This window comes from Shewanella sp. BJSY2023SW005, from assembly GCF_047314585.1.
GTDB classification, from domain to species: Bacteria; Pseudomonadota; Gammaproteobacteria; order Enterobacterales; family Shewanellaceae; genus Shewanella; species Shewanella algae.
In genome coordinates this window covers 46,995-73,949 of the sequence record NZ_JBKORJ010000019.1, presented here as the reverse complement: position 1 = coordinate 73,949, position 26,955 = coordinate 46,995, and the positions used below count along the sequence as shown (strand labels likewise).

Annotated in this window: 26 protein-coding genes and 1 pseudogene; 15 read left to right on the top strand and 12 right to left on the bottom strand. The window is 52.0% G+C overall.

What is annotated here, in order from left to right:
* Nucleotides 1–18: 18 nt before the first annotated feature.
* The gene (locus tag ACMHXI_RS04265) at nucleotides 19–777 is read right to left on the bottom strand and encodes a substrate-binding periplasmic protein (protein ID WP_101056736.1); all 759 of its coding nucleotides are present in this window, start codon (nucleotides 775–777) and stop codon (nucleotides 19–21) included.
* Between the two features lie 527 nt (nucleotides 778–1,304).
* On the opposite strand from ACMHXI_RS04265, the gene ACMHXI_RS04260 reads away from it, so the two are divergent.
* The 6 genes from ACMHXI_RS04260 to prfH all read left to right on the top strand — a co-directional run bounded on the left by ACMHXI_RS04260 (nucleotide 1,305) and on the right by prfH (nucleotide 5,806).
* Nucleotides 1,305–1,961, top strand: coding sequence for a quinolone resistance pentapeptide repeat protein QnrA1 (locus tag ACMHXI_RS04260; protein WP_012579084.1), 657 nt, complete (start codon nucleotides 1,305–1,307; stop codon nucleotides 1,959–1,961).
* A 143-nt stretch (nucleotides 1,962–2,104) separates the two neighbouring features.
* Complete coding sequence (locus ACMHXI_RS04255; RefSeq protein WP_019705996.1) at nucleotides 2,105–2,404, top strand: hypothetical protein; 300 nt, start codon at nucleotides 2,105–2,107, stop codon at nucleotides 2,402–2,404.
* 43 nt (nucleotides 2,405–2,447) lie between these two features.
* The gene (locus ACMHXI_RS04250; RefSeq protein ID WP_342188276.1) at nucleotides 2,448–2,882 is read left to right on the top strand and encodes an HNH endonuclease; all 435 of its coding nucleotides are present in this window, start codon (nucleotides 2,448–2,450) and stop codon (nucleotides 2,880–2,882) included.
* Nucleotides 2,883–3,220: 338 nt separating this feature from the next.
* Nucleotides 3,221–3,568 carry a hypothetical protein gene (locus tag ACMHXI_RS04245; RefSeq protein ID WP_025011793.1) on the top strand — a complete coding sequence of 116 codons (348 nt, stop codon included), beginning with the start codon at nucleotides 3,221–3,223 and terminating at the stop codon, nucleotides 3,566–3,568.
* A gap of 439 nt (nucleotides 3,569–4,007) precedes the next feature.
* Nucleotides 4,008–5,171, top strand: a complete 1,164-nt coding sequence (locus tag ACMHXI_RS04240) for an RNA ligase RtcB family protein (protein WP_413734096.1) — start codon at nucleotides 4,008–4,010, stop codon at nucleotides 5,169–5,171.
* Nucleotides 5,171–5,806 carry a peptide chain release factor H gene (prfH, locus tag ACMHXI_RS04235; protein WP_107110489.1) on the top strand — a complete coding sequence of 212 codons (636 nt, stop codon included), beginning with the start codon at nucleotides 5,171–5,173 and terminating at the stop codon, nucleotides 5,804–5,806. The genes ACMHXI_RS04240 and prfH overlap by 1 nt, the downstream gene beginning before the upstream one ends.
* A 105-nt stretch (nucleotides 5,807–5,911) precedes the next feature.
* On the opposite strand, the gene ACMHXI_RS04230 is transcribed toward prfH, so the two are convergent.
* The 6 genes and pseudogenes from ACMHXI_RS04230 to ACMHXI_RS04205 all read right to left on the bottom strand — a co-directional run bounded on the left by ACMHXI_RS04230 (nucleotide 5,912) and on the right by ACMHXI_RS04205 (nucleotide 9,260).
* Nucleotides 5,912–6,439: a hypothetical protein gene (locus ACMHXI_RS04230; RefSeq protein WP_342188313.1), complete on the bottom strand. Its 528-nt coding sequence runs from the start codon at nucleotides 6,437–6,439 to the stop codon at nucleotides 5,912–5,914.
* Nucleotides 6,440–6,508: pseudogene (locus ACMHXI_RS04225) on the bottom strand (hypothetical protein); the annotation flags it as partial.
* 34 nt (nucleotides 6,509–6,542) lie between these two features.
* A complete protein-coding gene (locus ACMHXI_RS04220; protein WP_107110454.1) occupies nucleotides 6,543–6,866 on the bottom strand; it encodes a hypothetical protein in 324 nt (107 codons plus the stop codon).
* 60 nt (nucleotides 6,867–6,926) lie between these two features.
* Nucleotides 6,927–8,228: a HipA domain-containing protein gene (locus tag ACMHXI_RS04215; protein WP_413734093.1), complete on the bottom strand. Its 1,302-nt coding sequence runs from the start codon at nucleotides 8,226–8,228 to the stop codon at nucleotides 6,927–6,929.
* Between the two features lie 2 nt (nucleotides 8,229–8,230).
* The gene (locus tag ACMHXI_RS04210; RefSeq protein WP_071238726.1) at nucleotides 8,231–8,467 is read right to left on the bottom strand and encodes a helix-turn-helix domain-containing protein; all 237 of its coding nucleotides are present in this window, start codon (nucleotides 8,465–8,467) and stop codon (nucleotides 8,231–8,233) included.
* Nucleotides 8,468–8,675: 208 nt separating this feature from the next.
* A complete protein-coding gene (locus tag ACMHXI_RS04205; protein WP_413734091.1) occupies nucleotides 8,676–9,260 on the bottom strand; it encodes a cold shock domain-containing protein in 585 nt (194 codons plus the stop codon).
* Between the two features lie 338 nt (nucleotides 9,261–9,598).
* On the opposite strand from ACMHXI_RS04205, the gene ACMHXI_RS04200 reads away from it, so the two are divergent.
* The 5 genes from ACMHXI_RS04200 (at nucleotide 9,599) to ACMHXI_RS04180 (ending at nucleotide 13,812) form a co-directional block, all read left to right on the top strand.
* Nucleotides 9,599–9,841 carry a hypothetical protein gene (locus ACMHXI_RS04200; RefSeq protein ID WP_208166509.1) on the top strand — a complete coding sequence of 81 codons (243 nt, stop codon included), beginning with the start codon at nucleotides 9,599–9,601 and terminating at the stop codon, nucleotides 9,839–9,841.
* A 591-nt stretch (nucleotides 9,842–10,432) separates the two neighbouring features.
* Entirely contained in the window at nucleotides 10,433–10,807 is a 375-nt protein-coding gene (locus tag ACMHXI_RS04195) for a molecular chaperone DnaJ (RefSeq protein ID WP_107110451.1), read from the top strand.
* Between the two features lie 31 nt (nucleotides 10,808–10,838).
* Nucleotides 10,839–11,633, top strand: a complete 795-nt coding sequence (locus ACMHXI_RS04190) for an NYN domain-containing protein (RefSeq protein ID WP_144128538.1) — start codon at nucleotides 10,839–10,841, stop codon at nucleotides 11,631–11,633.
* A 69-nt stretch (nucleotides 11,634–11,702) separates the two neighbouring features.
* Nucleotides 11,703–12,047 carry a hypothetical protein gene (locus ACMHXI_RS04185; protein WP_144128539.1) on the top strand — a complete coding sequence of 115 codons (345 nt, stop codon included), beginning with the start codon at nucleotides 11,703–11,705 and terminating at the stop codon, nucleotides 12,045–12,047.
* 70 nt (nucleotides 12,048–12,117) lie between these two features.
* Nucleotides 12,118–13,812: a DUF262 domain-containing protein gene (locus tag ACMHXI_RS04180; protein WP_413734088.1), complete on the top strand. Its 1,695-nt coding sequence runs from the start codon at nucleotides 12,118–12,120 to the stop codon at nucleotides 13,810–13,812.
* 586 nt (nucleotides 13,813–14,398) lie between these two features.
* On the opposite strand, the gene groL is transcribed toward ACMHXI_RS04180, so the two are convergent.
* On the bottom strand, nucleotides 14,399–16,039 hold the full coding sequence (groL, locus tag ACMHXI_RS04175; RefSeq protein WP_028780602.1) for a chaperonin GroEL: 1,641 nt from the start codon (nucleotides 16,037–16,039) through the stop codon (nucleotides 14,399–14,401).
* A gap of 57 nt (nucleotides 16,040–16,096) precedes the next feature.
* Nucleotides 16,097–16,387 carry a co-chaperone GroES gene (locus ACMHXI_RS04170; protein ID WP_025010152.1) on the bottom strand — a complete coding sequence of 97 codons (291 nt, stop codon included), beginning with the start codon at nucleotides 16,385–16,387 and terminating at the stop codon, nucleotides 16,097–16,099.
* Nucleotides 16,388–16,635: 248 nt separating this feature from the next.
* On the opposite strand from ACMHXI_RS04170, the gene ACMHXI_RS04165 reads away from it, so the two are divergent.
* From ACMHXI_RS04165 to ACMHXI_RS04155, 3 genes are all read left to right on the top strand, one after another.
* Nucleotides 16,636–18,000 carry an MATE family efflux transporter gene (locus ACMHXI_RS04165; RefSeq protein WP_129979973.1) on the top strand — a complete coding sequence of 455 codons (1,365 nt, stop codon included), beginning with the start codon at nucleotides 16,636–16,638 and terminating at the stop codon, nucleotides 17,998–18,000.
* A 19-nt stretch (nucleotides 18,001–18,019) separates the two neighbouring features.
* Nucleotides 18,020–18,604, top strand: a complete 585-nt coding sequence (locus ACMHXI_RS04160) for a DUF4274 domain-containing protein (RefSeq protein WP_413734086.1) — start codon at nucleotides 18,020–18,022, stop codon at nucleotides 18,602–18,604.
* Nucleotides 18,605–18,683: 79 nt separating this feature from the next.
* Nucleotides 18,684–19,616, top strand: a complete 933-nt coding sequence (locus ACMHXI_RS04155) for a CPBP family intramembrane glutamic endopeptidase (protein WP_413734084.1) — start codon at nucleotides 18,684–18,686, stop codon at nucleotides 19,614–19,616.
* A 111-nt stretch (nucleotides 19,617–19,727) separates the two neighbouring features.
* Here ACMHXI_RS04155 and ACMHXI_RS04150 read toward each other — a convergent pair whose 3' ends face one another.
* Both ACMHXI_RS04150 and ACMHXI_RS04145 read right to left on the bottom strand, forming a co-directional pair.
* Nucleotides 19,728–21,785: an ATP-binding protein gene (locus ACMHXI_RS04150; protein WP_413734082.1), complete on the bottom strand. Its 2,058-nt coding sequence runs from the start codon at nucleotides 21,783–21,785 to the stop codon at nucleotides 19,728–19,730.
* The gene (locus ACMHXI_RS04145) at nucleotides 21,736–24,732 is read right to left on the bottom strand and encodes a histidine kinase dimerization/phospho-acceptor domain-containing protein (protein ID WP_413734080.1); all 2,997 of its coding nucleotides are present in this window, start codon (nucleotides 24,730–24,732) and stop codon (nucleotides 21,736–21,738) included. The genes ACMHXI_RS04150 and ACMHXI_RS04145 overlap by 50 nt, the downstream gene beginning before the upstream one ends.
* 340 nt (nucleotides 24,733–25,072) lie before the next feature.
* Between ACMHXI_RS04145 and ACMHXI_RS04140 the strand changes: the two genes are divergently transcribed.
* Nucleotides 25,073–26,161: a two-component system response regulator gene (locus tag ACMHXI_RS04140; RefSeq protein ID WP_208185108.1), complete on the top strand. Its 1,089-nt coding sequence runs from the start codon at nucleotides 25,073–25,075 to the stop codon at nucleotides 26,159–26,161.
* 44 nt (nucleotides 26,162–26,205) lie between these two features.
* Here ACMHXI_RS04140 and ACMHXI_RS04135 read toward each other — a convergent pair whose 3' ends face one another.
* Nucleotides 26,206–26,955 (bottom strand): SDR family oxidoreductase, encoded by a 750-nt coding sequence (locus ACMHXI_RS04135; protein ID WP_071238714.1) that lies wholly within the window; start codon nucleotides 26,953–26,955, stop codon nucleotides 26,206–26,208.

Below are 26,955 nucleotides of genomic sequence, written 5' to 3'. Positions count from 1 at the left end.
ACAACTCACATTCCCGCCTCAGGGAACGCTGAGCAAGGTTTCTTCATCAAAGTACTTTTGCCGCAGACGCCGCCCCTCTTCCGAACTCAAAACACGGTTCAGCACAGCCTGAAAGTCACTCACCAATTGTGCAGGGATACCGGTACTGAATGCGAAACACAAAGGCTTATGACTGACCTCAAGCAAAGGCGCCATCATGCCCGGTTCATAGCCTTGCCGCTTAAGGGTACTCACCAAGGTTAATCGGTTGCTGGACAGTAAATCGGCGCGGCCACTACTGAGCACCCTAACCGCCTGCTCCAGACTGCTGGTACGTACCAATAAGGCAGGATTAAAGCCATGACTCAACAGCAGCTGCTCACCCACATCTTCTCTGACTGCCACCACCACTAGCCGCTTGGCGTCATCCAGGCGGGTTAATCTCGGCGCCGTCTGTTTGAATGCATACAGATTTAACTCCAGGGTGCCCAGACTGCAGGCCCATTGAAACAGGGGAGCCCTGGCATCTGTGCGAGCCGTTGAAAACAACACCACGTTATCGCGGTTTGCCAACAGGTAGTAGCCTCTGGCCCATGGCAATATCTCTATGGGTTGCGGCTCAACCGCCATCTCCCGCCAAACAAGATGCAAAATGTCGATTGTGAATCCGGAAACCTGACCCTGTTCCGAACTGAAATTGTACGGAGGGTATTCTTCGGTGAGATACCTGAGCTGGCTCAGATCCGCAGCCGCCTGCACACTGCAACAATAGAGCAATAGCGGAAAAAGTAAGCGCATAATTATCCCCCAAGACAACGGTATCTATAGGAAGGACCTCTGCAGGTCTTCAGTCCTATGCCTTGAACGCCAATTGTTGTCCAAGCCACTCTCGACAAAAGAGAAGATCACTAGGATTTACTCGCGCCCTGCTTAAGTGTTGCCAAAGGCGGCTAAATATACAAACCCAAGTTTCAATGCTTATTAACTCATTGTATTTATGCTTTTTTTAACAAAACCATTCGAAAGTAAAGTCCTCGCATCCAGCAAGCCACGTCAGCAGCCCGTAAAGGGCTTGAATTATTTTTCACTACGCCTTGAGCATGGAACCCAGTTAAAGACTCTCAAAATGTCGATTTACCCCCTTAAAATCGCGATTTAATCACTTCTCAAAACTATGATTTTAAAGGTTTTATTTTTAGTGATATTCCAGAGTGCCGATGTTAGCCTGCAAAGGTTGTTGGGAAGGCGCGAACCAACCCCATGTTTGCCTGCCTAGGCAAAGCTCGCCGAAAGAGTTAGCACCCTCCCTGATTAAAGGAAGCCGTATGGATATTATTGATAAAGTTTTTCAGCAAGAGGATTTCTCACGCCAGGATTTGAGTGACAGCCGTTTTCGCCGCTGCCGCTTTTATCAGTGTGACTTCAGCCACTGTCAGCTGCAGGATGCCAGTTTCGAGGATTGCAGTTTCATTGAAAGCGGCGCCGTTGAAGGGTGTCACTTCAGCTATGCCGATCTGCGCGATGCCAGTTTCAAGGCCTGCCGTCTGTCTTTGGCCAACTTCAGCGGTGCCAACTGCTTTGGCATAGAGTTCAGGGAGTGCGATCTCAAGGGCGCCAACTTTTCCCGGGCCCGCTTCTACAATCAAGTCAGCCATAAGATGTACTTCTGCTCGGCTTATATCTCAGGTTGCAACCTGGCCTATACCAACTTGAGTGGCCAATGCCTGGAAAAATGCGAGCTGTTTGAAAACAACTGGAGCAATGCCAATCTCAGCGGCGCTTCCTTGATGGGCTCAGATCTCAGCCGCGGCACCTTCTCCCGCGACTGTTGGCAACAGGTCAATCTGCGGGGCTGTGACCTAACCTTTGCCGATCTGGATGGGCTCGACCCCAGACGGGTCAACCTCGAAGGAGTCAAGATCTGTGCCTGGCAACAGGAGCAACTGCTGGAACCCTTGGGAGTAATAGTGCTGCCGGATTAGCTCGAATGCAAACACAAGAGGCAAATATCACTTGAGTTCCGCGCTACAACAAGGCAGATTCTGCTATAGCAGAGTATTACCGCCGGAATGCCGTTTCTCTGCTGCCGCAGCCGACGTTATACCTTCCCTTCAAAGGAGGCATTATGAAGACTCAACTTCACGCCGAGCTGGCTCAGGTCAAGCGCTCTTTGGCAATCACCCAACTACTGGGAGCACCAGGCATCTTACTCATAGGCTTGGCACTCTATGGCCTGGTCATCGCCGAAGGAGATGCCTTCATCCAGGCGCTCAATAATCCTATAAATTGCTATCTATTAATCGCCATAGGCTCGGCCATCACGCTCTGGGAAGCACTTAAGATTATCAAGCTCTCCAAACAACAAACTCAGCTCCTCAAACAACTCGATGAATGCAATGAGTTACCGGAAAAGAAAAACATTTAAGGCTGAAAATCATCTTAAAAAGTTAGACAAGTAAGGAGAAATAATGGAACTGGAGATTCAAGTTACTTTTCGCACAGGAGACAGCATAAGAACCCGACGCTACAAGAGTGAACAAGGTGCCTTACGGGGCATTTGGAAATGGCTCAACAAACATCAGGAGCAGGGAGATATTCAAGCCAGCTTCTTTTCCCCCGAACAGGGCCACCGCATCTTTACACAACCAGAGCAGCTCAGTGAATTTGAGCCCAAAACCATAGATAACTTTTATCAATCCAGAGCCTGGCTGGCACTCAGATATCAGGTGCTGCAAACTCACGAGCACAAATGTGTAGAGTGCAATCGCACTAAAGCCGAACACAATATAGTGCTGCATGTTGACCATATTTTGCCCCGCAGCAAGTACCCGCACAAAGCGCTGGACATTAATAACATGCAAATACTTTGTGAAGATTGCAATCTGGGTAAGTTGGATAAATGATCACTATGACTTGTCGCCCTATTTAGGGTGAGGTATTCTGTAACCTGTTTGTAAAGATTGACTCAAGGAAGAGGGGCGGCCAGGGCTGTTGCAACAGGGACACCTCACAAAAATCAAACCTTTCCTTTATATGTCAATTGTTTGACTCGACTCAAAAAACTTTGATCTCAAACTGTTAGAGTCGCGGTTTAATTTATTATTCGCTTCTGCCGAGCCTGTGCCCTTGACACTGCTGTTGGCCGGAACTGTACCCCAGACCAGCGGCGCTTCGAGAGAATGCCACAGGCGATCACAAGCCAGCACGGAAGTAGAACACCGAAAAAAACGGAAGTTAGCTCATGAAGAATATAATAATCGCTATCGTTTTGACCGGCCTGATGGCCTGCAGCACTACCCCCAACACCATAGTCTTCGACGGCAGCAGTGCTGAGTCGACCCAACAGGATGTCATCAGACTCATGGCGCAGCTGAACTCCCATGACAAGCAGGAATTTGTCATGGCCTTGTTGGCAATCCAACTGGCCGAGTTCGACACCCCATTGGCAGCGCTGAACCACTCGGATCGCAACGGCCAGATGGACTTCGGCCTGATAGGGCAAAAGATTAATGGTCTGGACTTTGAACAAGTACTTGAACTGGCACACAGCAAAAGTGACAAGGCCAAGCCCCGCCAACCGCTGCCTTAACCCGGCAAGAGAAAGTTCTATCTCGGCTTCTTGGTGTGGTTTCAGATCATGGCGTTAAATCATGACTTTAAATCATGACTTTAAATCATGGCCTGAAACATTAGCCAATTTCTGCGGTCGGCTGCCCCGGCCGCAATCCCAACCTGGCGCACTTGCCATGGGTACTCGGCGGCAAATAAAGCTAAGTGAAAGCTAAGTGATTGAATTTATATTTGCCTTATGGTGGCAAACTGATTACCATGCGCCCGCATCGCTCACCATTCATTCACTGTAGAGGAGAAAACATCATGCAAAACACATCAACCTCCTTTGCAGGTCTTGTCCGCTAAATAGCAGAAAGCTATCCACTGATTTCATAGCTTTCTGGTAAAGCTATCGCTTCGGTCAACTGGCCTGCCAATACGTTTATCGTTTAAATCCTGTTTAAAGGAATTGGTCTATGGGCAGATCCGTCCAAAAACTTACTGAAAGCGTCAGCCTGATTGCATCCAAAGAAACCTGGGTAGAAGGGCTGGCAATACAACAACTGATTAAAACCTCTGAATTGGCCTGTATGCAGCACGTGGCGGGAATGCCGGATCTGCACCCCGGCAGAGGCTATCCCATTGGTGCGGCGTTTTTTGCCATCAACAGAATCTATCCTGCCTTGGTCGGCAACGACATTGGCTGCGGCATGTCACTGTGGCAGAGCTCGCTGAAGCTATCCAAGGTCAAGCTGGATAAGATGGCGAACAAGTTCAAACAGATAGAACAGCCTCTGGATGAAACCTGGGCGCAAACAATTGCCGAGCGCAAGCGGGAAAAAAGCATAGCCATCACAGGCTTTGACCAGGCGCTGGGCACCATAGGTGCCGGTAACCATTTTGCCGAGTTTCAGGCGATAGAAACTGTCTATGACCTGGCGGCGCTGCAAGAGCTGGGGCTGGACAACCGCTATCTGCAACTGCTGGTGCATTCCGGCTCCAGAGGCCTGGGGCAGGCCATTTTGCAGGAACATATCCGCCGCCACAGCCACCAAGGCCTGAGTCCGGAAGATAGCGAGTTCAGCGACTATCTGGCCAAACACGATGAGGCGGTACGCTGGGCCGAATTAAACCGCGAGCTGATAGCCTGTCGCTTCCTGGAAGCAATCAACAGCTCTGGCAGCTTGGTGTTGGATGTGAACCACAATCTGGTATCCCCCAAGTGCATAAACGGAACCCAAGGCTGGCTGCATCGAAAAGGCGCCACCCCGAGCGATAAGGGTTATGTGGTGATCCCGGGATCCCGCGGCGACTACAGCTATCTGGTGAAACCCTGCGCCGCTGCGGGCAACGCCGCCGATATCAGCCTGTTTTCCCTGGCTCATGGTGCCGGGAGGAAATGGCAGCGCGGCGAGTGTCAGGGCCGTCTGGCGCACAAGTTCAGCCGTGAAGATCTCTACCTCACCGCCCTGGGAAGCCGGGTGATCTGCGGTAACAAGACACTGCTGTATGACGAAGCGCCCCAGGCCTACAAAAAATGTGCGACTGTGGTTGGCGATATGGTCGATGCCGGTTTGATTGAGGTTGTTGCCAGGCTGCGCCCTGTGCTGACCTTCAAAACCAACGGGGAGTGCTGCTGATGATACTGCTGCAACTGTCGGCTGGAACCGGCCCGATTGAATGCTGCCGCGCCGTGGCCCTGGCGGTGCAAACCATAGAGCGGGAGTGTCAGACGCAAGGCATAGGCTGCGAGTTGTTGGAGGTGACTCAGGCTAACGCTAAAACCGGCGTCGCCTGTTTCAAGTCGGCCTTGCTGCAACTCAGTGCCAATGATGAAGCCAGGGCCAAGCACTTGGCGCTGGCTTGGCAGGGAGCCATGCTCTGGAGCTGCCAAAGCCGCTTTAGGCCCGGGCACAAACGCAAAAACTGGTTCTTCAGCGGCCAGATGTTTGAGGTCAATGACAAGGCTCTGGATAAGCAAATCCACTTTCAGGCCTGCCGCGCCTCGGGCGCCGGAGGGCAGCACGTGAACACCACAGACTCGGCCATCCGCGCGACCCATATCGCCAGCGGCCTGTCGGTGCGGGTTGAAACCGAGCGCAGCCAACATGCCAACAAACGCCTGGCAACGGCCCTGCTGTTTCAAAAGCTGGAGGCGCTGAAGCAAGAGCAGATGAACCGGGAAGAGCAACAGCGTTGGCAACAACACTGGGAACTGCAGCGGGGCAATCCGCGAAAAAGCTTTAAAGGCGAAAAGTTTATTCCGCTCGACTAAAGCTTAGGTAAAGGAACAGGCCGGGAGCCGGGATTGGCGCTCGGGCCTGCTTCCTATCTGTCACTGCGGCTCACTCAGCTGAGTCCGCTCAGCTGGGTCTATCAGTTACGCCACCTTGAGCAAATTCATATTCTTGGCCAATGCCTGCATTCGCGGCGCCACGATTTCAAGGGTAAACAGCGCCGCCTTCTGACGGGCCGAATGGCGCTGGCTCGGCTCCAGCATGGCCTCAATATTGCGGCTGCGCGCCACGGCAATATCAGATTCGGAGCACTGGCTGGCAACACGGGCCCAGACATAGGCCTCAGCCAAATCGCCTCTGGCAGCATACAGCATGGACAAACGATACTGGGCAGCGGGCTCACCTTGTCTTGCCGCCATCAGATAACTGTCGATGGCGGCCTCGGTATCGGCCGCTATGCCTATGCCATGCTCCAAACAGTAGCCCAGATTCAAGGCCGCCAGCTTATCCCCATGTTCAAGCCCCTGCCGAAAGCAGGCGACAGCCTCGGCAAAGCGCTGCTGCTCGGGAAGGTCAATCGGCCAATCTTCGCCATTGGCGGGTTCTCGCAGCAACATCAGCCCGCGGGCGGTAATGGCATTGGCAATGCCGCCCTGCTCCGCCGCGGTCAACAGCTCAAGCGCCGAGCGGTATTCGGGTTTGCCTCCCAGCCCCATCAGCTGCATCATCCCCAGATAATAGGCCGCCGCCGGGTCCTGCTGTTTCTACCAGGCCCTAAGACACCAACGCTTGGCACTGCCCACAGTGGATCCCACAGGCGTTACCCCCGATACGGCTGAGGTTATGTTGAAACCAGGCCTCAAGTGGCGTCAACCCTTGCCAAGCCTCAAGCAAACGCCGATAGTGCCGTGGTTCGCCTTCTGCATAAATTGCCGCACTGGGCGCATCCCAGTAGGTAAACAAGCGCTCGCTGCCCTGCTTATCCAACCAGCCCTGCATCAGGGTCGGCTTACGCCGCGTCTCAACCAGCCACATAACTCCCAGGGTCAGCGCCAGCAGCACCACAATAAACAAAATCGGGCCAAGCTCTTGATCCATGTTTTGTATCCCTACCGTCATCAGCCAAACAGTTTCGATGAAACCATTTAGAAGCTATTTCTAAAGTTCCATCTCATTGATTTGGGGGGCAATATCCAAATAGCGCTCACACCTTGCCAATAACTGTGCTTTGTAGCTCGCCACAAACGCCTGCTCATCGTTATCCAATCCATTGAGCATTGCGATAACACCGTCTATTTCTTGGCTTATTCTGGTCGCCATTCTGGTTAGGCTATTGCTCACCAAGGCTCTGGGTAACCCTATATCCTCGCTGAACGCGGCCAATTGATAGGCGTAGATCTTGTCTGGGTCGAATTCATCATCAATCGCCATCGCCAGCTCTTGCTCAAATTCTTCATACAAGGCCACGCAAACCAAGTCATACCAAGGCGTAGGCACCATACCTGTCGGTGTCATGAAGAAGGAGTAGTTTTTACCATGAGCATCGGCGTTGCCACTCAGTAGATTAAACAGCGTCCACTGCAGCATATCCTGTTTGGCCGCCGCCGGATTAGCGCATTGCTCCGCAAGAGCAAACAGCCTGGGCAGGCTCACGCCTTCGCGAATATCTCTGACATCACGGCCATTACCAAAATTTCGTTCGTATTTCTTATTCACACTAAAGCCAAGGGCTTGGCAGCTATCGATAATATGCCTTCTCAGCACCCGCTGTTCAGCGGGCAAATAACGACGATCAAAGCGTTCGACACACAATGATTTGTGCCGGCCAAAATGGCGGATCTCAACATTCGCGACATTCATGGCTATCGCCTTCGCCAAACGCATAGTGAGAAACTCGTTGATGACTAAATGTCGCTGCTTTTCGAACTTCAGGATATTGGTCGATGATAAGGCGCCTTCACCGAAACCAAATTGCTTACCGTTGTAGAACAGATTCAGTTTCGACTGTACCCCGGCTACCGACAGCCTGGGCTTGCCATCCCACACCTCCATTGGCCAGAGTTCAGGCTCTTCCAGGCGCAAAATGATTTCATCATCACTGATTTCTCGAAATGCCGTCTGTGGCAGTTCAGTCCCCTTGGGAGAAAAGGCAACGGCACCGGCAGTATCCAAGCCAATGGCTCGGATAAGGGCAAAGGTATTGCCCCTGGATACACCGAGAGATTCGATGAGGTAATCCAAGCCCCTGTTTTCAGGCAACAGGTTGCCGAGAAACATGGCGATCTGTGTGCTGCTTCCTGTGCCATCCAAAGGGATCATGGGTGATATGGGAAAGCCGTTTTGCTGCCAATCTTGGCTGTAACTGACGGCAAAACTCTCGGTGGCGGGGTCGAATGACAACTCACCTATGATTCGATCACCAAGATGCATATCCAAGACAAGGTTTGCTGCTCCACTCATATCTAGTACCACCCGGTCGAATCAACATCAGGCTTGGGCTGCGCCAGCAGATGGATCCCCAAGCCATCGAGTATCTTGAAGACAGTAGAGATGTAGACATCTTCACCCTTCTCGACCCGGATGAAGGTTTTCTTGGTGACACCACAAAGCATTGCCGCCACATCCAGAGTGAGTGCAGCTTCTTTTCTACGGGCCTTAATTAAAGCGCCCAATGAATGTGGAGTTAATGGCGAGACCATAAGATAGACTCAAAGTGTACTTTGCTACACTTTAGCCGTGTTTTAGGGCTGACTCAATATAAAAGTGTATCAACATACACTTTTATACCCTTGGAGACTCGACACAATAAAAAAGTGTACTTAAATACACTTTTTCATCCATTCAAGCCGAAAACGCCTTAAAAGTGTAGCTTGTTACACTTTTAAGGCGCTGAAATAGCCTTGTTAGCTACTGTGGGAACAGATCGGCGATACCGGCGATAATGGCCGCGGGCAGGATTGCCACCACAGCAAGCACGGCAACGGCGCTGCCGAGGCAACCGGAAAGCTGGCTCTGCCTGGCCTTAAGCTCAGCCTCTTGTATCGGCCCAAAGTCCTGCTCAGCCGCCTGAATTCTTTGCTGCAACTGCCGCTCGGCAGCAAGGGCCATCTCTTTGGTGTCACAGGGCTGCTTTTCAGTGACCAGGGCCAACTCGCCCTTGAAAGCATGGCCGGTAAAGCGATAGTTGCCTTCGGAGAAGGTCTTCTTTTCAAACTCGAGCCCGAGCACGGCATTACAGCCACACTGCTTAGCCAGTTGCTCTATATATTGGCGCCCCTTGGCCGGATCTTTGAAAAAACGGGTCGAAATAGGCAAGCGCAACGCGGCATCACCATGCTTGGGGTTGCTACCCTTGGAGGTGAAGAAATTCAGCAGTCGCTCTCTTATATAGACCTCAGGAATACGGACCTGCTTGGCAGACAATCCTTTGGGAGTTGGCGTAGGGTCAAACTCGACCAGCACATTCTTAGGGAAGGTGCGAACAAGTCCCATGTGTGCTCTGCGTCGGCTTACGGGCTTGGATGCAAGGCGTGGTTCGCAGCAAATGGCCTAGTCCTTTGCAAGAAGCACAACACAGCAGACAGGTCTGTAAGCCACGCCCTTCGGGGCTTTCACAGCAACCGGCTTTCTGCGTTATCCGACTTAGACAGGCCCCGGCATGCCTTCAGTCAGATGCCTTGAACGCCAATTGCTGTGCAAGCCAGAGTGCCACGAGGACTTATTCGCACCTTCCTTAACCAGCTTAGCCTCATCACTCCTGTTCACCAGGGCCGAAACATGCAAAAAATAGCTTTCACCATCATCCCCATTGATAAAGCCAAATTTTTTAGATGAGACATACGAAACGACTTTTCCTTTCACTACACAATCCCGATAACTTTCTCTACGACTTCCAAAGCCCTATACAACAACAGCCACAAAAAACCGCCGCAGCAACAGAACAGATTCAAGCAAGCGATACTAACATCTCAACCCGGCAGCAACTGCTGCAACATCCTCAAAAACCAGTTAAAACCGTTCACTTTTCCCTAAAAATCATCGCCGTTCCCCGCCAGACACTTTTTGCCAGTTAACAGACCAGCAAAGTCATTTACTGAAGCGGTTAACTCAGGCAGGCAACTCAAGCGAATCACTTAAGCCAAACAGCACAACAAAACCCCATGCGGTAAAGCTTGTTTTTCACCGCAGCAATATTGTAGGATTGGCTAGGCTTTTAACAAAAAATCAACGAAAAGCAATACTTAAGCGTCAGCTAAAGTGAGAACAACAATCAGGGATGGCAGCCGCTCTCACCCGGAGCAGGCAAAGGGCAAGGATAAGCTTTCAATACCTCACCTCATCTTACCCCCCTGACAAAAACCACTTTAACCGCTGTGCAACTTGTGACCTAAGCTAAGGTTTCATCGGCAACAAATTGTTAGCTTAAACGTTGTTTTAAAAGAATATTCAACATGACAGAAACTGCTGTCTGATAGCCAAAATCAGGGGCGGTAGCGTCAAAATTACGGGTAATAGCGGCGCATTTCAGTAGACGCCAGTTTCCAAGCTTATTCTACCCTCCTCAGTAGTATCTCGGCGCAATGGGCTCGCTCCCGACCTCGGAATAGCTGAACCCTAACCAAAAAATCAATCTTAGCGCTGTATTTTCAAAGGAATGAATCTAGATGCAAGACGTCAAAGTCAACCTATACGACTGCAAGCACTGCTCTGGTACAGGAACCTGCAGTAGTGGAAAAGATAACACCTCGTGTGAAGTCTGTGCCAAGAAGAATGAACTACCATTCTGGCGCAGACGAAATCAACATGGACTGCTTTGTGGTTCATGCGGTGGCATAGGAAAAGCAGAACCTTTAACAGAAAGAATAAACAAGCGAATAGCCCCTCTATTGGCAATTTATTTAGTTTTCACTCTATTGATTATCATCGGCGTATCGGCTCTATTTGAGAACAAATACTTCTCTGAAATACTTGCATTTTCAGGGGCGATTATAGGTTCGGTATGCGGTTTTTATTTCTCAGCAATCAAGAGCCAAAGTTAACTAACACTCAATAAAACCAAGTACTAAAAATATGAAAGAAAGAGAAAAAATCGCCGTATTTATTGATGCCGATAATGCTCCTGCCCGAAAGTTCGATGTCATTTTGGCAGAACTGGCCAAACATGGTGTGGTAAGCATACGCAAAGCCTATGGTAACTGGAAAAGCCCGGGGCTGAAGCAATGGGAAGATATTCTGCACGAATACGCCATTCAACCGATTCAGCAGTTCGACCTAACCAAAGGCAAGAACGCTACCGACATTGCACTGGTCATAGATGCAATGGACATACTCTATACCAAGGACATAGATATCATTTGTCTCATCTCCTCTGACTGCGACTTCACCCCTTTGGTCACCAGAGTGCTCTCAGATGGTAAAACCGTATTCGGCTTTGGTGAGCGTAAAGCCCCCAACGCATTCGTTAACAGCTGCTCCCGCTTCCTCTACCTAGATGCAGAACCCGAAGTCGAAACCGAAGTAGAAGTGTCTATAGAGAAAGTCGCTGAACAAGCCACAGAGAAAGAGATTAAAACTGCGAATACAACAAAAGCGAACTCATCCCCCAAATGCAGCCTCAAAAGTGACACGAAGCTAATTCACCTATTACGACAAGCAATTGAGGCAACCGAAGAAGATGATAGTTGGTCACGACTTGGCGCAATCGGCTCACATATTTCAAACCACAGTTCTTTCGACCAAAGAAACTACGGTTTTAAAAAGCTTGTAGACCTATTTGCAGCAATTGATCTATTCGAAATACGAAAACCAAATAAAACAATGGTTTTGGTTAGAGACATAAAACGCGCAAAAAGAAATGGTAGATAGATAATGCGAAGGTGATGGAGGCCTCGCTCTTTGCACCATATTCACCTAATAACGTCAGGTAAAGTACTAATGAAAGTAAAAGATATAGGTAAGGCAATCGGGGAGTTTGAATTAAACAACATCCCTAAACTAATCAGTTATATATTTAAAATCATCACTTTACTAACCTTGCGACTAATGTATTTTCTCACAAACTTAATTAAAAAGTATTGGTATATTTACTTTGCAGTTTTTACTTGGCTGTTTACAAGAAGTTCAAAGCTAATGGTTTGGGATAAAGATCATAGTAGTTATAACAACATTGGTCCAATTAGTATCAGTGAGGAAGGCTTCTACACTATCGGGATGGTTATTGGCGGATATATAGTCGCTCACAAGATAGCAAACAAGTTAGCACCTATTTTCAAACATTAAGCGAAATGAGAATTGTGGGTGTCCTCACTCTGTTTTGACTACATAGAATAAAAACCAGCGGGTGTATAAAATGAAGATTGAAGCTAGTGATAAAGAAATACAGGAAGTTTTATCCTCAGGGTATTTTGAAATACCAAGATTCCAGAGGCCGTATTCGTGGGGTAGAGAAGAAGTAGAAAATTTCTGGAACGATATAATTGGTGATAAAACTAACAGCTACTTCATTGGCTCAATGGTTGTATATCAAACTAAAAAACCATACTTTGGGATTGTAGATGGCCAACAAAGACTGACAACAATTACAATTATTCTCTCTGTAATTAGAGATGCTTTCATCATTCTAGGGGAAATAAACTTTGCCAAGGGTATACATAAGTATATCGAAACCCCTAACAATGACTTTGAAAATGAATTCGTGTTAAATACCGAAACATCTTTTCCATATTTACAAAACCACATACAAACATTTAAGGATAATGTTGGTGATATACATATCGAATGTGATGTTGGTGTTGAGGAGTCAAATTTAAAGTACGCTTACGAACTAATATATAAAAAACTAGAGGAGCAGACTCCACTAAACCAAGCAGGCCAGTTGGAGATATTTGAGTCAGATACACCAATAGCTAAACTTAAACAGTTAAGGGATAAATTTCTCTCACTAAAGCTAGTTTTTATCCAACTGGATAATGAGGAGGATGCGTATTTAATCTTCGAGACACTCAATGCAAGAGGTCAAGATTTAAAAACATCTGACTTAGTAAAGAATCTTTTACTAAAAACAATAAAATCAACAAATCATATTCTAGATAGTCCAAAAGAAGCTTGGAACTCAATTATAAAAAAATTCGATGATATATCTGAAAGTAATATGATGGAGTCATTTTTACTGCATTTCTGGATTTCAACAAAAGAATATAGCACAGACAAAAGACTATTCAGCAATATAAAAAAGTATATACGTGACGACTCTTCAAATGCTAGAAAGTTACTAAATGACCTTACGACTTATTCTAAGTTGTATTGTAAAATGATAAATCCTGATAGCTTTAATTGGTCAAAAGAAAGCACTTCAGTGAAAACAAGCTTAAAATATCTTAATGTTTTCAAGGTAAAGCAACAGTCGTCTTTTGTCTTAGCACTGTTAAACTCTTATGAAAATAAGCTTCTAACCCTTAAACAACTTAAGTCCACTCTAGAAAAAATAGAATATTTCCACTTCGTGTTTAATGCAATAACTCAGCAGAGGTCTAGTGGCGGCATCGCATCAATATACTCACAACATTCCATCTTGCTAACTAAAGCATCAAACAATGATGATGTTCAGAGGATACTAAGCAGTTTTTATGAAAAGTTAAGGGAGAAGTTACCATCATATGATGAATTTTCAGTAAAGTTTATGGAATTAAATTATCTTTCAAACAAAACAAGAAACAAAACAATTATCAAGTATGCGTTGTGTAAAATACTAGGTGATAATCACGGTGGTTTAGATATTGACCATGACAATCTAACCATCGAACACCTAACACCTGAATCAAAGATAAAATATGGGGCTTCACAAGACTCTGTTGGATGTATTGGAAATTTAATTCTTACCGACCAAAACACTAATGGTTCTATTTTAAGCGACAAGGCTCCTGAAATTAAAATTTCTCATTTAAAAAGCAGCGGATACCCAGTTACTCAGAATTTCTTAGATGTATCCATATGGGATGAGCATAAAATACAGGAAAGAGCAGGGAAGAGCAGGGAAGATAGCTAATCGCTTATACTACAAGGTTAAAATATAAAATAACATACACCCATAATTAATAAATGTTCAATATAATTTTGAATTCATTAGATAGAAGTCATAGAAGTCAGGACACCCACAAAAAGAGTTAGCAAAGAGTTAGGACAGCCAAAGCACTTCACCCGCAGATTGCACCAAATGACCCAGCATATGCGCATCAGTGACCGTCGCCAACATGGATGTTGGCGCCGAGCTTACAAGGACGTATTCACAGCGTGTCACTGAGGTGCATATGCATAAGGCCTGCGGCAGGCAATGAGTTACACAATCAGCCGGAAGCCATTTCAAACCACTCTCCCGCCCTCGGCAGAAACCTCTGAAATGGAAAAGGCTCGCGTTCGAGGCACGGGCCTTTTCCTTTCTCGGAATAAGCAAAAGCCCCAATACTGTTAAGTATCGGGGCTTTTATTCTTTTGGTTCAGGCTGTTAGGCTTAAGACCAGCAGAGTATTTTACGTGGTATAAATCTTGTTAGAGCAAGGCGCTTTACCGCGACGTTTAGTGAACTAAACGAGTGGTGAAGCAACGCAGCTATCACAGATTTAGGCCAGTAAAATTTACATCATGCCGCCCATTCCGCCCATACCACCCATACCGCCCATATCAGGCGCAGCCTCTTCCTTTGGCAGCTCGGCTACCATGGCTTCGGTGGTGATCATCAGACCGGCTACAGAGGCCGCGAACTGCAGCGCAGAACGGGTAACTTTGGTTGGATCCAGGATACCCATTTCCAGCATGTCGCCGTAAGTGTCGTTACCGGCGTTGTAACCATAGTTACCGCTGCCGTTCTTGACGTTGTTGGCGACAACAGAGGCTTCTTCACCTGCGTTGGTAGCGATCTGGCGCAGTGGGGCTTCCATGGCGCGCAGGGCGATAACCACACCGTGCTTCTGATCTTCGTTGCTCACGTCCAGCTCACCAATCTTGGAGGCAACGCGAACCAGGGCAACACCGCCCCCAGGAACCACACCTTCTTCAACGGCGGCGCGGGTAGCGTGCAGCGCATCTTCAACGCGGGCTTTCTTCTCTTTCATTTCCACTTCGGTAGCGGCACCGACTTTGATTACCGCAACACCTCCGGCCAGCTTGGCCATACGCTCTTGCAGTTTTTCTTTGTCGTAATCTGAAGTCGATTCTTCAACCTGCTGCTTGATCTGGGCAACACGGGCTTGAATTTGAGACTCTTCACCGCTGCCATCGATGATGGTGGTGTTGTCTTTGGTGATAACCACGCGCTTGGCGGTACCCAGGTCTTCCAGAGTGGCTTTTTCCAGCTCCAGACCGATTTCTTCGGCGATAACAGTACCACCAGTCAGGATAGCGATATCCTGCAGCATGGCCTTACGACGGTCACCGAAACCAGGCGCCTTAACGGCAGCCACTTTAACGATACCGCGCATGTTGTTGACCACCAGAGTCGCCAGGGCTTCGCCTTCAACGTCTTCGGCAACGATCAGCAGTGGCTTGCCAGTCTTGGCCAGGCCTTCGAGGATAGGCAGCAGCTCACGGATGTTGGAGATCTTCTTGTCAACCAGCAGGATGAATGGGTTGTCCAGTTCAACAGAGCCGGTTTCAGCCTTGTTGATGAAGTAAGGAGACAGATAACCGCGGTCGAACTGCATACCTTCAACTACGTCCAGTTCGTTTTCCAGCGCCTGACCTTCTTCAACTGTGATCACGCCTTCTTTGCCCACTTTTTCCATCGCGGTGGCGATGATTTCACCGATAGACTCATCAGAGTTGGCAGAGATGGTACCTACCTGAGCGATAGACTTGGAGTCGGAGCAATCCTGAGACAGGGCTTTCAGCTCGGCAACGGCGGCGATTACAGCCTTGTCGATACCGCGCTTCAGATCCATTGGGTTCATACCGGCGGCAACGGCTTTCAGACCTTCGGTCACGATAGCCTGGGCCAGTACTGTGGCGGTAGTGGTACCGTCACCGGCAGCGTCGTTGGCCTTGGAAGCAACTTCCTTAACCATTTGCGCGCCCATGTTTTCAAACTTGTCTTCCAGTTCAATCTCTTTGGCGACTGAAACACCGTCTTTGGTGATCAGTGGTGCACCGAAGCTCTTTTCCAGAACGACGTTGCGGCCTTTAGGGCCCAGAGTCACTTTTACTGCGTTAGCCAGAACATTCACACCCGCCAGCATTTTTACGCGAGCGTCATTGCCAAATTTTACTTCTTTAGCTGCCATGTTGATTATCCTTAAATTTTTCGATTACTTTGGAAGGTTTTCAATGGTTCGAGTGGCTTATTCCACTACGGCCATCAGGTCAGCTTCTGACAGGATCAGGACTTCTTCACCGTCAATCTTCTCTTTCTTGACACCGTAACCTTCGTTGAAGATCACTACGTCACCTACCTTCACGTCCAATGGCTTAATGTCACCGTTTTCGAGGATGCGGCCATTGCCAACAGCCAGTACTTCACCACGGGTAGACTTTTCGGCTGCGCTGCCGGTCAGTACGATGCCACCGGCCGAAGTGCTTTCAACTTCCAGGCGTTTGACGATCACGCGGTCATGTAATGGACGAATATTCATCTATGGATTCTCCTAATGATTTTTGCCCAATATGAGGCGGTTCATGGTTTATGTAAAAGACGGCCAGGCCAACAGGCTTTAGCCGCTTGATGTTGGCTTATATGGGGCCGGATTTGGCACTTCCAAGGGGACAGGTCAAAATTTTTTGAAAATTTTTGACCCTCGTTTTTTAAAGCCGGGGCAATCCTGTTAGAATCGCGCTTCCGCACGATTGACTTCATCCATTTCACAAGAGGCAGATACGGGCCATGAGAGACAGACACGGGCTGCTCAGTCAGCCGATAGGTCGTGTACTGCTTAATATGAGTGTTCCCAACATGTTAGGAATACTCACCGTGCTGGGCTTCAACCTGGTAGACACCTACTTCATCAGTAAGCTGGGCACAGAGGCGCTGGCGGCGATCAGCTTCACCTTTCCTGTGACCCTGGTGGTGTCCAGTATTGCCATAGGCATAGGCGCCGGGGTGTCCACCAATCTTGGCCGCCTGATAGGCGCCGGGCACGCCCCCAAGGCCAAGGTGTTTCTGCACGACGCCCTGCTGCTGACCTTTATTTTGACTGCCGGGCTATCCTTGCTGGGCAGCTTGTGTATCGACCCGCTGTTTTCCCTGCTTGGCGCCAAAGACGACATACTGCCCTTGGTGCATGAGTATATGAATCTCTGGTATCTGGGGGCGCCGCTATTGGTGGTGTTGATGGTGGGCAATCAGGGCCTGAGAGCCACCGGCGATACCCGCTCACCGGCGGCAATTTTGTCACTGGCGGCACTGATTAACCTGATCCTCGACCCGCTGCTTATCTTTGGTATCGGCCCCTTCCCCAGGCTGGAAATTCAAGGTGCCGCCGTGGCGACCCTGATCTCCTGGTTGGTGGCGCTGTCGCTGTCCAGTTACCTGTTGGTGGTCAAACGCCATATGTTGGTGGCCGCGGGCTGGTGTTTCAGCCGCTTTGTCGATAACTGGAAACAGCTGGCCCATATCGCCCAACCGGCGGCGCTGATGAATATGATCAACCCCCTGGCCAACGCCGCGATGATGGGGATGCTGGCGCGGATAGATCACGCCGCCGTGGCCGCCTTCGGTGCCGGAACCCGGCTGGAGTCCTTGCTGCTGATTGTGGTGATGGGGCTATCTTCCAGCCTGGTGCCCTTTATCGCCCAGAACCTGGGGGCCGGACAGAAGGAGCGCGCCCGTGAGGCACTGTTGCTGGCGCTGAAGTTTGTGCTCCTGTTCCAGACCCTGCTGTATATCCCGCTGGCGCTGCTGGCGCCGCAAATTGCCGCCCTGTTCAGTACCGACCCTCAGGTGCTGGAATGGCTCAGTTTCTATGTTCTGGTGTTGCCCGCCGCCTATGGCCCGCTGGGCGTGGTGATCATAGTGGCCACCTCGCTCAACGCCTATCACAGACCCATGGCCTCGCTGGTACTGAATCTGTGTCGCCTGTTCCTGCTGATGCTGCCGCTGGCAGCGCTGGGCGCCTTCCTCGGCGGGGTAAAAGGCCTGATGCTGGCACTGCCGGTAACCAACATACTCATGGGCATTGCCAGCTATTATCTGGCCAGCAACATCAGCGAACCGCAAAAAATCAAATCCCCCTGCCCCAACGAGGGATGATAAAGGACAGGAGACAAGGATGGCCAAACGTCTGACCCAAGAGCAGTTTTTCAGGGCCTTTGAATGCGCCGAGAGCGGCGCCATCTGCGATGCCAAGCAGTTAAAGGCACAATTGGCAGACCCTGAAATCGGCGCCGCACTGGCGGCTATTGCCGGTGAATTTGCCAAGACTGCCGATAGCCTAATGACCATAGCCGAGCTGCAGAGCATGGAAGAGCTGCATTATGTGGCCGCCAATCTCAATTGGGACAACGGCCTTGCAAGCCCGGCCGCCATACTCAATCACCCTCTCTGTGATGCCGGCACAGCCTTGCTGCTCTACTGGTATGGGCAGGGCTTTTTCCATTCCAATCCGGCAGACGCTGAGCCGGAGGAGAAGGCACTGTTCGACCGCCTGATAACCCGCTTCAGCCAAGGAGATTTCGCCAGCTATCGCATCGCTTTTGATGCCATCAAAGAAGACATGTTGCCACCTCTGAAACAGATGCAGGAACGTGGCTGGCAGTTTCCTGGCATCTTACTGGCGCCCTACAGCACCATGGAGATAGCCACCTATCAGGGCGACTATCAGACTTGGGTTAATCAATTGCTCGGCAAAGGCTGAACAAGTCCGATCTCTGTTAGCGGCGCTTGCCCGGTATCCTCTATACAGCTTTAATCGCCGCTTTTTCGGAGCCTTCCCCATGCCCTTTGTGCCTTCTGTCGACTTGCTTATCTGGCTAGCACTGATGCTGGCGGTGCCTTTTGCGCTGCTGCGCCGTTTTCCCATCGCACTCTTGCTGCTCGCCACCAGCCTGCTACTGGCGCTGTTTTTGGGCCGCATTGCGGCGCCGACTCTGATACTTGTGAGCCTATTGCTGGCGCTGGCATTCAAGTTGCCACAATGGCGCCAGCGGTTTTGCCGACAGGCAAATTCAGCCAAGAGTGCGGCGGCGAATAATGAAGCAAGCGAGCAGGGCCACATACGGCTCAAGCAGCTTGCCGTTTATGGCGCCCAGGGCTTGATACTGCTGAGCGCCGTGGCACTCACAGTGCATCTGCTGCCAGGCTTTGACAACCTCAAGCTGCTGGATAAAGTGCAAGCCAGCAGCGGCAGTGCGCCTTTCAGCATGTATCTCAACCTGGATAAGCCGCTGAGCCTGTTCCTGTTGCTGCTGGCCTGGCCGCTGGTTGCGGGTACGCCGACATCTTTGCCAAGGCGAAAAATAATCCTGCTGGCCTTGCTGTTTGCCGCCACGCCCGCGCTGCTGGGGCTGGCCAGTTTAAGCGGCGCCATCAATTGGGATCCCAAGCTGCCGGGCTGGTGGTGGCTGTTTGCGCTCAATAATCTGCTGCTGACCTGCGTCGCCGAGGAGGTGCTGTTTCGCGGCGCATTGCAGCAGTATCTGGTCAAGCGCGGCGGCGCCCTGCTTGGGATAACGCTAGCCAGCGTGCTATTCGGGCTGGCGCACCTGGCCGGGGGTTGGACTCTGGTGCTGTTCGCCGCCCTCGCCGGTGTCCTCTATGGTTTGGTGTTCCAGCTGAGCGGCCGTTTGTGGCTGGCGGCGCTGTGCCACTTCTGCCTCAACTTCTGCCATCTGCTGCTGTTCAGCTACCCTATGGCGCTACCGCACTAGCTGCGCCACAGGGTTTTGAGACGCTCGGTTTTAGTGCAGCCGGTTTTAGTGCAGCAGGCTTTTACCAGACAGGCTTTACCCAAGCTGCCGCTTGATAGGGAGACAGCACCATCAAACCCCGGCCAACTGCCGAAGCCTGGCTAGTTCAGTGGCGGCGCGCTCGAAATCAAAGGCCCGCACCGCCCGCTGCAGCCGCTCAAGCGACTCGCGCCAGGGCTGCAGTGCCGAATGCTGAAACAGGGCATCGACCTGCTCCAAAGCTTCTGTGTTGTATTCATCCAGGCTCTGATGCAGGGCATCGAACTGGGCAGCAAATGTGGTCGCAGACGCACTTGAGCTGGAACTGCCTATTGGAGGCAGTGTCTCAAACGTCTGAGGCTTTAATGACGGCTGCGATGACGGTTGCGATGACGGCAGTGATGACGGCTGGGGCAAGGCCTCCAGGGCGAGAACCAGTGCCTCCAGCGCTTGCAATAGACTGTCCAGCCGAGTCTGTATCTGCGGCAAGTCGGTTGGATTATCCTGCTCCTGTTGCTGACCAAACTGCGAGCCGAGTGCTGTGGCTATCCGGCTATTCAGTGCCAACTCCAGGGCACCGGCGCACTCGGCCAGCTCAATAGCGCCGATATTGGCGGCCGAGCCCTTGATACTGTGACTCAGAAGCTGCAGATGCGGCCAGTCCTGGCGCTGCATCGCCTCTGCCAATTCAGTTGCCACCCCCTTACCAGTGTCGCAAAAAAGTTGCAGTAAGCGCAGGTAAAGTGCCTCATTGCCGTTGCAGCATCTGAGCCCAGCGACCTTGTCCAGCCCGGGAAACTCGGGTAAGCCACTCGCAGGCATGGATTCAGCAGGCGATTCCGCTGCCGGAGTTTCTTGCCTGGCTTTGACCCAACGCGCCAGCGCCCCATAGAGCACCTCGGCCTGAATCGGCTTGGTGATATGCTCCACCATGCCCGCCGCCAGCGCCTTTTCTCTGTCCCCCACCATGGCGTTGGCCGTCATAGCCAGCACAGGCACCCCCTTCAGCGCCGGATTGGCACGAATAGCCCGGGTCGCCTGATAGCCATCCATCACAGGCATCTGACAATCCATCAGCACGGCATCGAAGTCTTGCTGCTGCAGTAGCTCCAGCGCCTGCTGCCCATGCTGGGCCAGCTTGACCTGCATCCCCACCTGACTCAATAGCGCCAGCGCCAACTCCTGATTGAGCGGGTTATCTTCCACCAGCAGGATACGGGCGCCCTTGAGTTGTTGCCTTATGTTCACATGTGTTCGCGGCTCGTCGGAGTAACAGGGCGTTTCGCCGGACAGATCCAGCAAAGATCGCAGCGCCGTCAACTGACCACAGGGAGTGTAGGGACGCAGCAATCTCTGCTCGCCGCCGATGCGGCTTAACTGTTCATCCTGACTCAGGTTCCCCAGCAGCCAGACTCCGGCATGGCTTGGCAATGGCAGCGCCGCCAGGGCGTCCGGGCATTCGCGGCTCATATCCAGCAGCAGCGGCAAGCCTTTGAGCTTGGCTTCGCTGTCTGCTTCGAGGCCGCCCAACCATTCGCCAAGCTGTTGCAAACTATGGAAACGCTGCAGCCTGATGCCGAGCTGGCGACACAGCCAATGCCAGTGTCGGTACTCGCCGTCATCACTGCTGACCAGAGTCACCTCATGACCTCTGAGTGGCGCGTAATCGGCCAGATAGTGGTACTCGTCCCGGCAGGTGAGCTCCAACTCCAGATAGAAGCGGCTGCCCTCACCTTCGCGGCTCTGACACCAGATGCGGCCATGCATCATCTCGCTCAAGCGCTTGCAGATAGCCAGCCCCAGCCCGGTACCACCATACTTGCGGGAGGTGGAGGCATCCACCTGCTCGAAAGAGTCGAACAGGGTTGCCAACTTGTCCTCAGGAATACCTATGCCGGTGTCCTGAACACAAAACTGCAGCCGCACCTTGTCCCCCTGGCGATGCAGTAAACGGCCCCGCAGGCAGATTTCGCCGCCTTGGGGAGTAAACTTGAGGGCATTGCCCAGCAGATTGGTAAAGATCTGATTGAGCCTGAGCGGGTCCCCCAGATACAGGCGTGGCATATCCAGCGGCAGCTCCATTCGCAGTGCCAGCTGCTGCTCATCGGCCTTGAAGCCCATCACCCCCCACCAGTTGCCCCACAAGTTCAAACAGATCCAACTGCCGCTGTTCCAGTTTCAGCTTGTCGGCCTCTATCTTGGAGAAATCGAGAATGTCGTTGAGGATCCCCAAAAGCGACGACGCCGCCTGATGCACCTTGTCGAGATAGTTACGCTGACGACCGTCAAGCTCTGTCTGCAACACCAGCCAGGACATGCCCAGAATGGCATTCATCGGCGTGCGGATCTCATGGGACATATTGGCCAGAAACTCGGACTTGGCCCGGGTGGCCGCTTCGGCCAACTCTTTGGCATGGGCCATTTGAGTCTGCACCTGCTTGTTTTGAGTGATATCCACCACCCAGCAGAGGCTGGCGGCCTGGCCGTCCAGCTCGGTGCGATAGAGACTCAGCTGCACATCCCGAAAGCCGCCCTCGTCGGAGAAAATACGGGTCTCTATGGTCACGACATCGTTTTCCCCTTCCAGCCGCTGCACAGCTTCAGTGTAGGCCTCCGGCTCGGGGAACCAGGGCTGTAGCGGTTGCCCCAGGCGCATTCCCGTCATCCGGGTCATGGGCTCGTTGACATACCTGAGCACACCGTCAACGGCAATCCACACACCGACCGGACTGTTGCCCAGCACCTTCTTGAGAATGTCCCGCTCCCGCGCCAGTGACTGCTGCATCTGCCGCTTCTGGGTCAGGTCGTGGTAGGAGCAGAGGATCAGCGAGCGTTGCTGCAGCATCACCCGCACCAAGGTACCTTCAACCGGAACCCTGCGCCCATGAACCCCGAGCAAGTCGCCATCGAAGCACACTTTACCTTGGCTCAAGACCTGCTTCAGCCTTTGGTCCACCTGTTGACGATTCCCCGGCGCCGGGTAGTAGTACCAGTCCGGCTTTTGCCCCAGTAAGGGGGATTTTTCCTCACGCCCCAGCAGTGCCAGCATCGCCTGGTTGCAGTCGAGGATAGTTCCCTGACTGTCGGCCAGCACACAGGCATCCACCGCCGAGTCAAACAACGCCTGAAACCTCTGCATACTGGCCTTCAACTCGGTTTCTACTCTCAGCCTCTGCTGCACCTCGCGGTTGAGACGCCGGTTCCAGCGCCAAAACAGCAACAGCAAGGTGATGGTCAGCGCCGCGGCCACCAGGCTCCACTTGAGCACCTTACTGTGATGTATGCCGAAGTCGTACTTGACGTTGATCCAGCGGTTCTGGATCTCCTGTGACTTATAGGTTGGGATCTGCGCCAGGGCCTTGTCGAGAATAGACGCCAGCTCAGGCCAGTCTTTGCGCACCGCCATCGCCACCTGGAACTTATACTCGGTATCGCTGGCGAGCCAGAGTGGGCTGTTGAGGTGAGTGCCCAGATAGTGATTGGCCGTGGGCAGATTGGTAAATACGGCAGCGACCTGGCCTTTTTCCGCCGCCCGCATCATGGCTTCGATGGAGCGAAAACGCCGCAATGTCATCTGCGGATAGTCCCGCCGCATCACCTCTTCGGTGACATCATCCTTGAGTACGCCCAGAGTTTGCTGCTGCAGATCTTTAAGGCCGTTGATCTTCTTGGCATCGTGACGGGTAAGCAGCACTCCGGGGAACTCGGCCAGCGGCCGGGTAAACAACATATGCTCCTGGCGCTCGCTGGAAGGCGAAGCCAGACTCAGCATGTCCACCTCGGTATCCTTCAGCGCCCGGATATTCTTGTCCCAACTGAGCTCATTGCGGACATTGAACACCAGCGGCAGGAAGCGATCTATCTCGTAGAGAAAGTCGGCCATCATGCCCTGATGTACGCCCTCCAGGCTGAGAAAGTCCACCGGCGCCGCATCCGGTGCAACCCCGACATCCACCACCTGATGCTGCTGCAAAAACTGCAGCTCTTCCGGGCTCAAACGGGCAATAAATTCGTGCACATCCAGATCCGGGATCAGGTTTTCCAGTCGAAAATCCAACGACATGATCCTGGGGTTAGCGGCCATGGAGATCTGGGAAAAGTAGGGATTGAAGTTGCTGACATCAAACAATTGCCAGTAACGATTGAGGTTTTCGCCATTAATGGCGATCAGGTTGAGATACTGATTGAACGCCTGCCCGGACAGATCCACGCCGCGCAGGTGATCCGCCAGCATCACCAGGGCAAAGGCACCTTGAAACTCCACCCCGCCAATGCCTGCGTGGATTTTTCCTCCGCGCATCGCCTCGGCAATATCGGTATCCCAATTACTGGTACCCAGCAGCAGCCCCTCTTCCTCGGCTTGTTTGGCAACTGCCAATGCCATCACCGCATTCATGGCCAATACCGCGTCCAGGCCCTGCTGCTCCAACGCTTGCTTCAAGGCTCGCTCGGCATCTCTGGCGCGCCATTGGGTGTATTTCACCGTTAGCTTCACCGGCTGCGGCAGGATATCCAGATAAGCGCGGATCCCCGCCAGTTGCTGTTGCACCTCGGGGTCGGACTCAGGCCCGGCTATCACCAGCAGTTGCAATTCGGGTTTCTCAGGATCGGCTTGCTCCAGCAGTTGCCGGGCCAGCATGCTGCCCAGCACCTTGCTGTTGGCCGTGACACTGCCAATCCAGTTGCGGTGCATTACATGGGGCTTGTGTGTCGACTCGGGAAAGGAGGATTTGATGGTAACTGTCGGCACACCATAACTGTCTGCCAATGCCAACAACTCTTTACTCTGCTCACCGAAAGGGGAAAAGATCAGCCCGGATGCCCCCTGCTCCAGCGCTTCGCGCCCGATAGACAGTTGGTTCCGCCCCTTGGCATCGCAAAAGCGAACCTGCAGATCCAGCTTGAGATCCTGCGCCGCCATCCGGGTAAAGCGTTCCACCCGCTGCCAAAATGGGCTGCCGTCTTCCAGCAAGAGCACCACCTTGGGCGTTTCCGACTGTGTCCCATCATCAAGCTGCAGCGGCAGATCGCCCACCTTGGAAAACCCAAAGGGGCTCAAGCAAATCAGCAGACAAAACAGCAACAGGGATTTTCCCATTATTTATTCCTTCGTGCTTGTGCCAAGCAGAGTAAAACGGAGTCGGGTGTCAGATTGCTGACACTGCCTCAATTCGGGCGTCAGCTGCCTAAAAAAGGCGCATATCTTGCGCGAAAGCCGCGATGGATGCCAAAGATAATTTGGCTTTAGTGAAGTAGATCGCCCCAAAGAAACAAACTGATACAACATTAACTGCTGAAAAGTGCCAAAATCTCAGCGCCTTTCAGATGAATATGGCATAAAAAGTAAATAGGATGTGACAGGATATTCAATATAACAAGGTGGTGACAGGAAGTTTCAGACACTAACTCGACCGCCCCATTGGGCACTGAGGAGATATATGCAAACTTTCGACAAGGCCTGCATTCTGGCCGTGGACGATACCGCCGACAATCTGCAACTTATCCATGCAGTACTGGCCAAGGATTATAGTCTGCGCGCCGCCACATCCGGTGAAAAGGCCCTGGCCATGCTGGATCAGGGGCTGGAGCCCGATCTTATCCTGCTGGATGTGATGATGCCCGGCATAGATGGTTTTGAAACCTGTCGCCGCCTGAAACAGCACCCCAGATCGGCGCAGATCCCGGTGATCTTCATCAGCACCAAGAATGAAGTGATCGACGAGCAAACCGGCTTTGAGTTGGGGGCCGTGGATTACATCTCCAAGCCCATCAGTCCGGCTATCCTCAAGGTACGTATCGCCAACCAGCTGGCATTGGCCAATCAGGCCAGGCAACTGCAACAACTGGTGAAGCTGCGCACCCGGGAGCTGGAACAGACCCGTCATAAGATCATTAACCGCCTGGGGCGCGCCGCCGAATATCGTGACAACGAAACCGGCCTGCATGTGCAGCGCATGAGCCACTATTGCCGGGTATTGGCCCGGCAGTTGGGCGCCTCTGAATCCTGGGTTGAGCTGTTGTTCAATGCCGCGCCCATGCACGATATCGGCAAGATAGGTATTCCGGATCATATTCTCTTGAAGCCGGGCAAGCTGACGCCGGAGGAGTACCGCATCATGCAGGGGCATACCAAGATAGGCGCCGATATTCTCGGCGATGATGCCTCACCTTTGCTGCAACTGGCGGCGGAAGTGGCCCGCAGCCACCACGAACGCTGGGATGGCAGTGGCTACCCTGAGGGTTTGCAGGGCAATGCCATTCCCCTCAGCGCCCGTATAGCCGCCATTGCCGATGTGTTCGACGCCCTGACCTCTGAGCGGCCTTACAAGAGCGCCTGGAGCAATCAGGAAGCCTTTTCCTACCTCAAGAAGGAGGCCGGAGGCCAGTTCGACCCACAGTTGGTGGCAGCCTTTTGTGCCTGCGAAGCTGAATTGCTCGACATTCAACAGCGCTTTGCCGAGCAGCAAGAGCCCAAGATAGGCAAGCTGATTCAACCCAAGCCCCCTGTCGAAGCCCTTTCGGCCTAGCCTCTGCCGACGTAGAGCACACATGGGACTGGCTCGCACCTTCCTTAGAGATTGGCAACGCCACCATCGACCAGTAATTCGGTGCCGATGACAAAGCGCGACTCGTCGGATGCGAGGAACACGGCCGCCTTGGCGATTTCCCAGGGCGTTCCCATACGGCCTATGGGCACCAATTGCCGAATCTCCTGCTGCAGTGCCTTTTGCTCTTCAGCAGCCAGCCCCAACTTACCCAAAGCCGCAGTCTCTGTCGGCCCGGGGCTTAAACAGTTGACTCTGATGCCAGACTCAAGCAGCTCTGCCGACAGGGTTCGCGCCAGCGACAGCAGCGCCGCTTTACTGGCGGCATAGGCACTGCTTTGCACCAGGCCGATATGCGCGCTGGTTGAACCACAGAGGATGACAGAGGCCGGGTTTGCCAATAGGGGCAAGAGTGATTGGATAAGAAAAAACGGCCCTTTGAGATTCACCGACATCAATCTATCCCAGGCGGTTTCGTCCCAATCCGCCAATGGCAGATGAGTAACGTCTCCGGCATTGGCATACAAGACGTCCAAACGCGGCCACTGGCGGCTGAGCGTTTGTGCCAATTCCCGTTGTGAGTTTATATCGCCGGCATCACAGCAAATGGCCAAGGTGTTACCCCCCAACTCTTCCCGAACCCGGTTGAGGGCATTGATGTCGCGCCCAGTGATGGCAACCTTGGCCCCCTCGGCAAGAAACTGTCGTGCGGTTTCCAGGCCTATACCACTGGTACCCCCGGTAACCAAGGCAAACTTATCTTGCAGTCGTTTCAT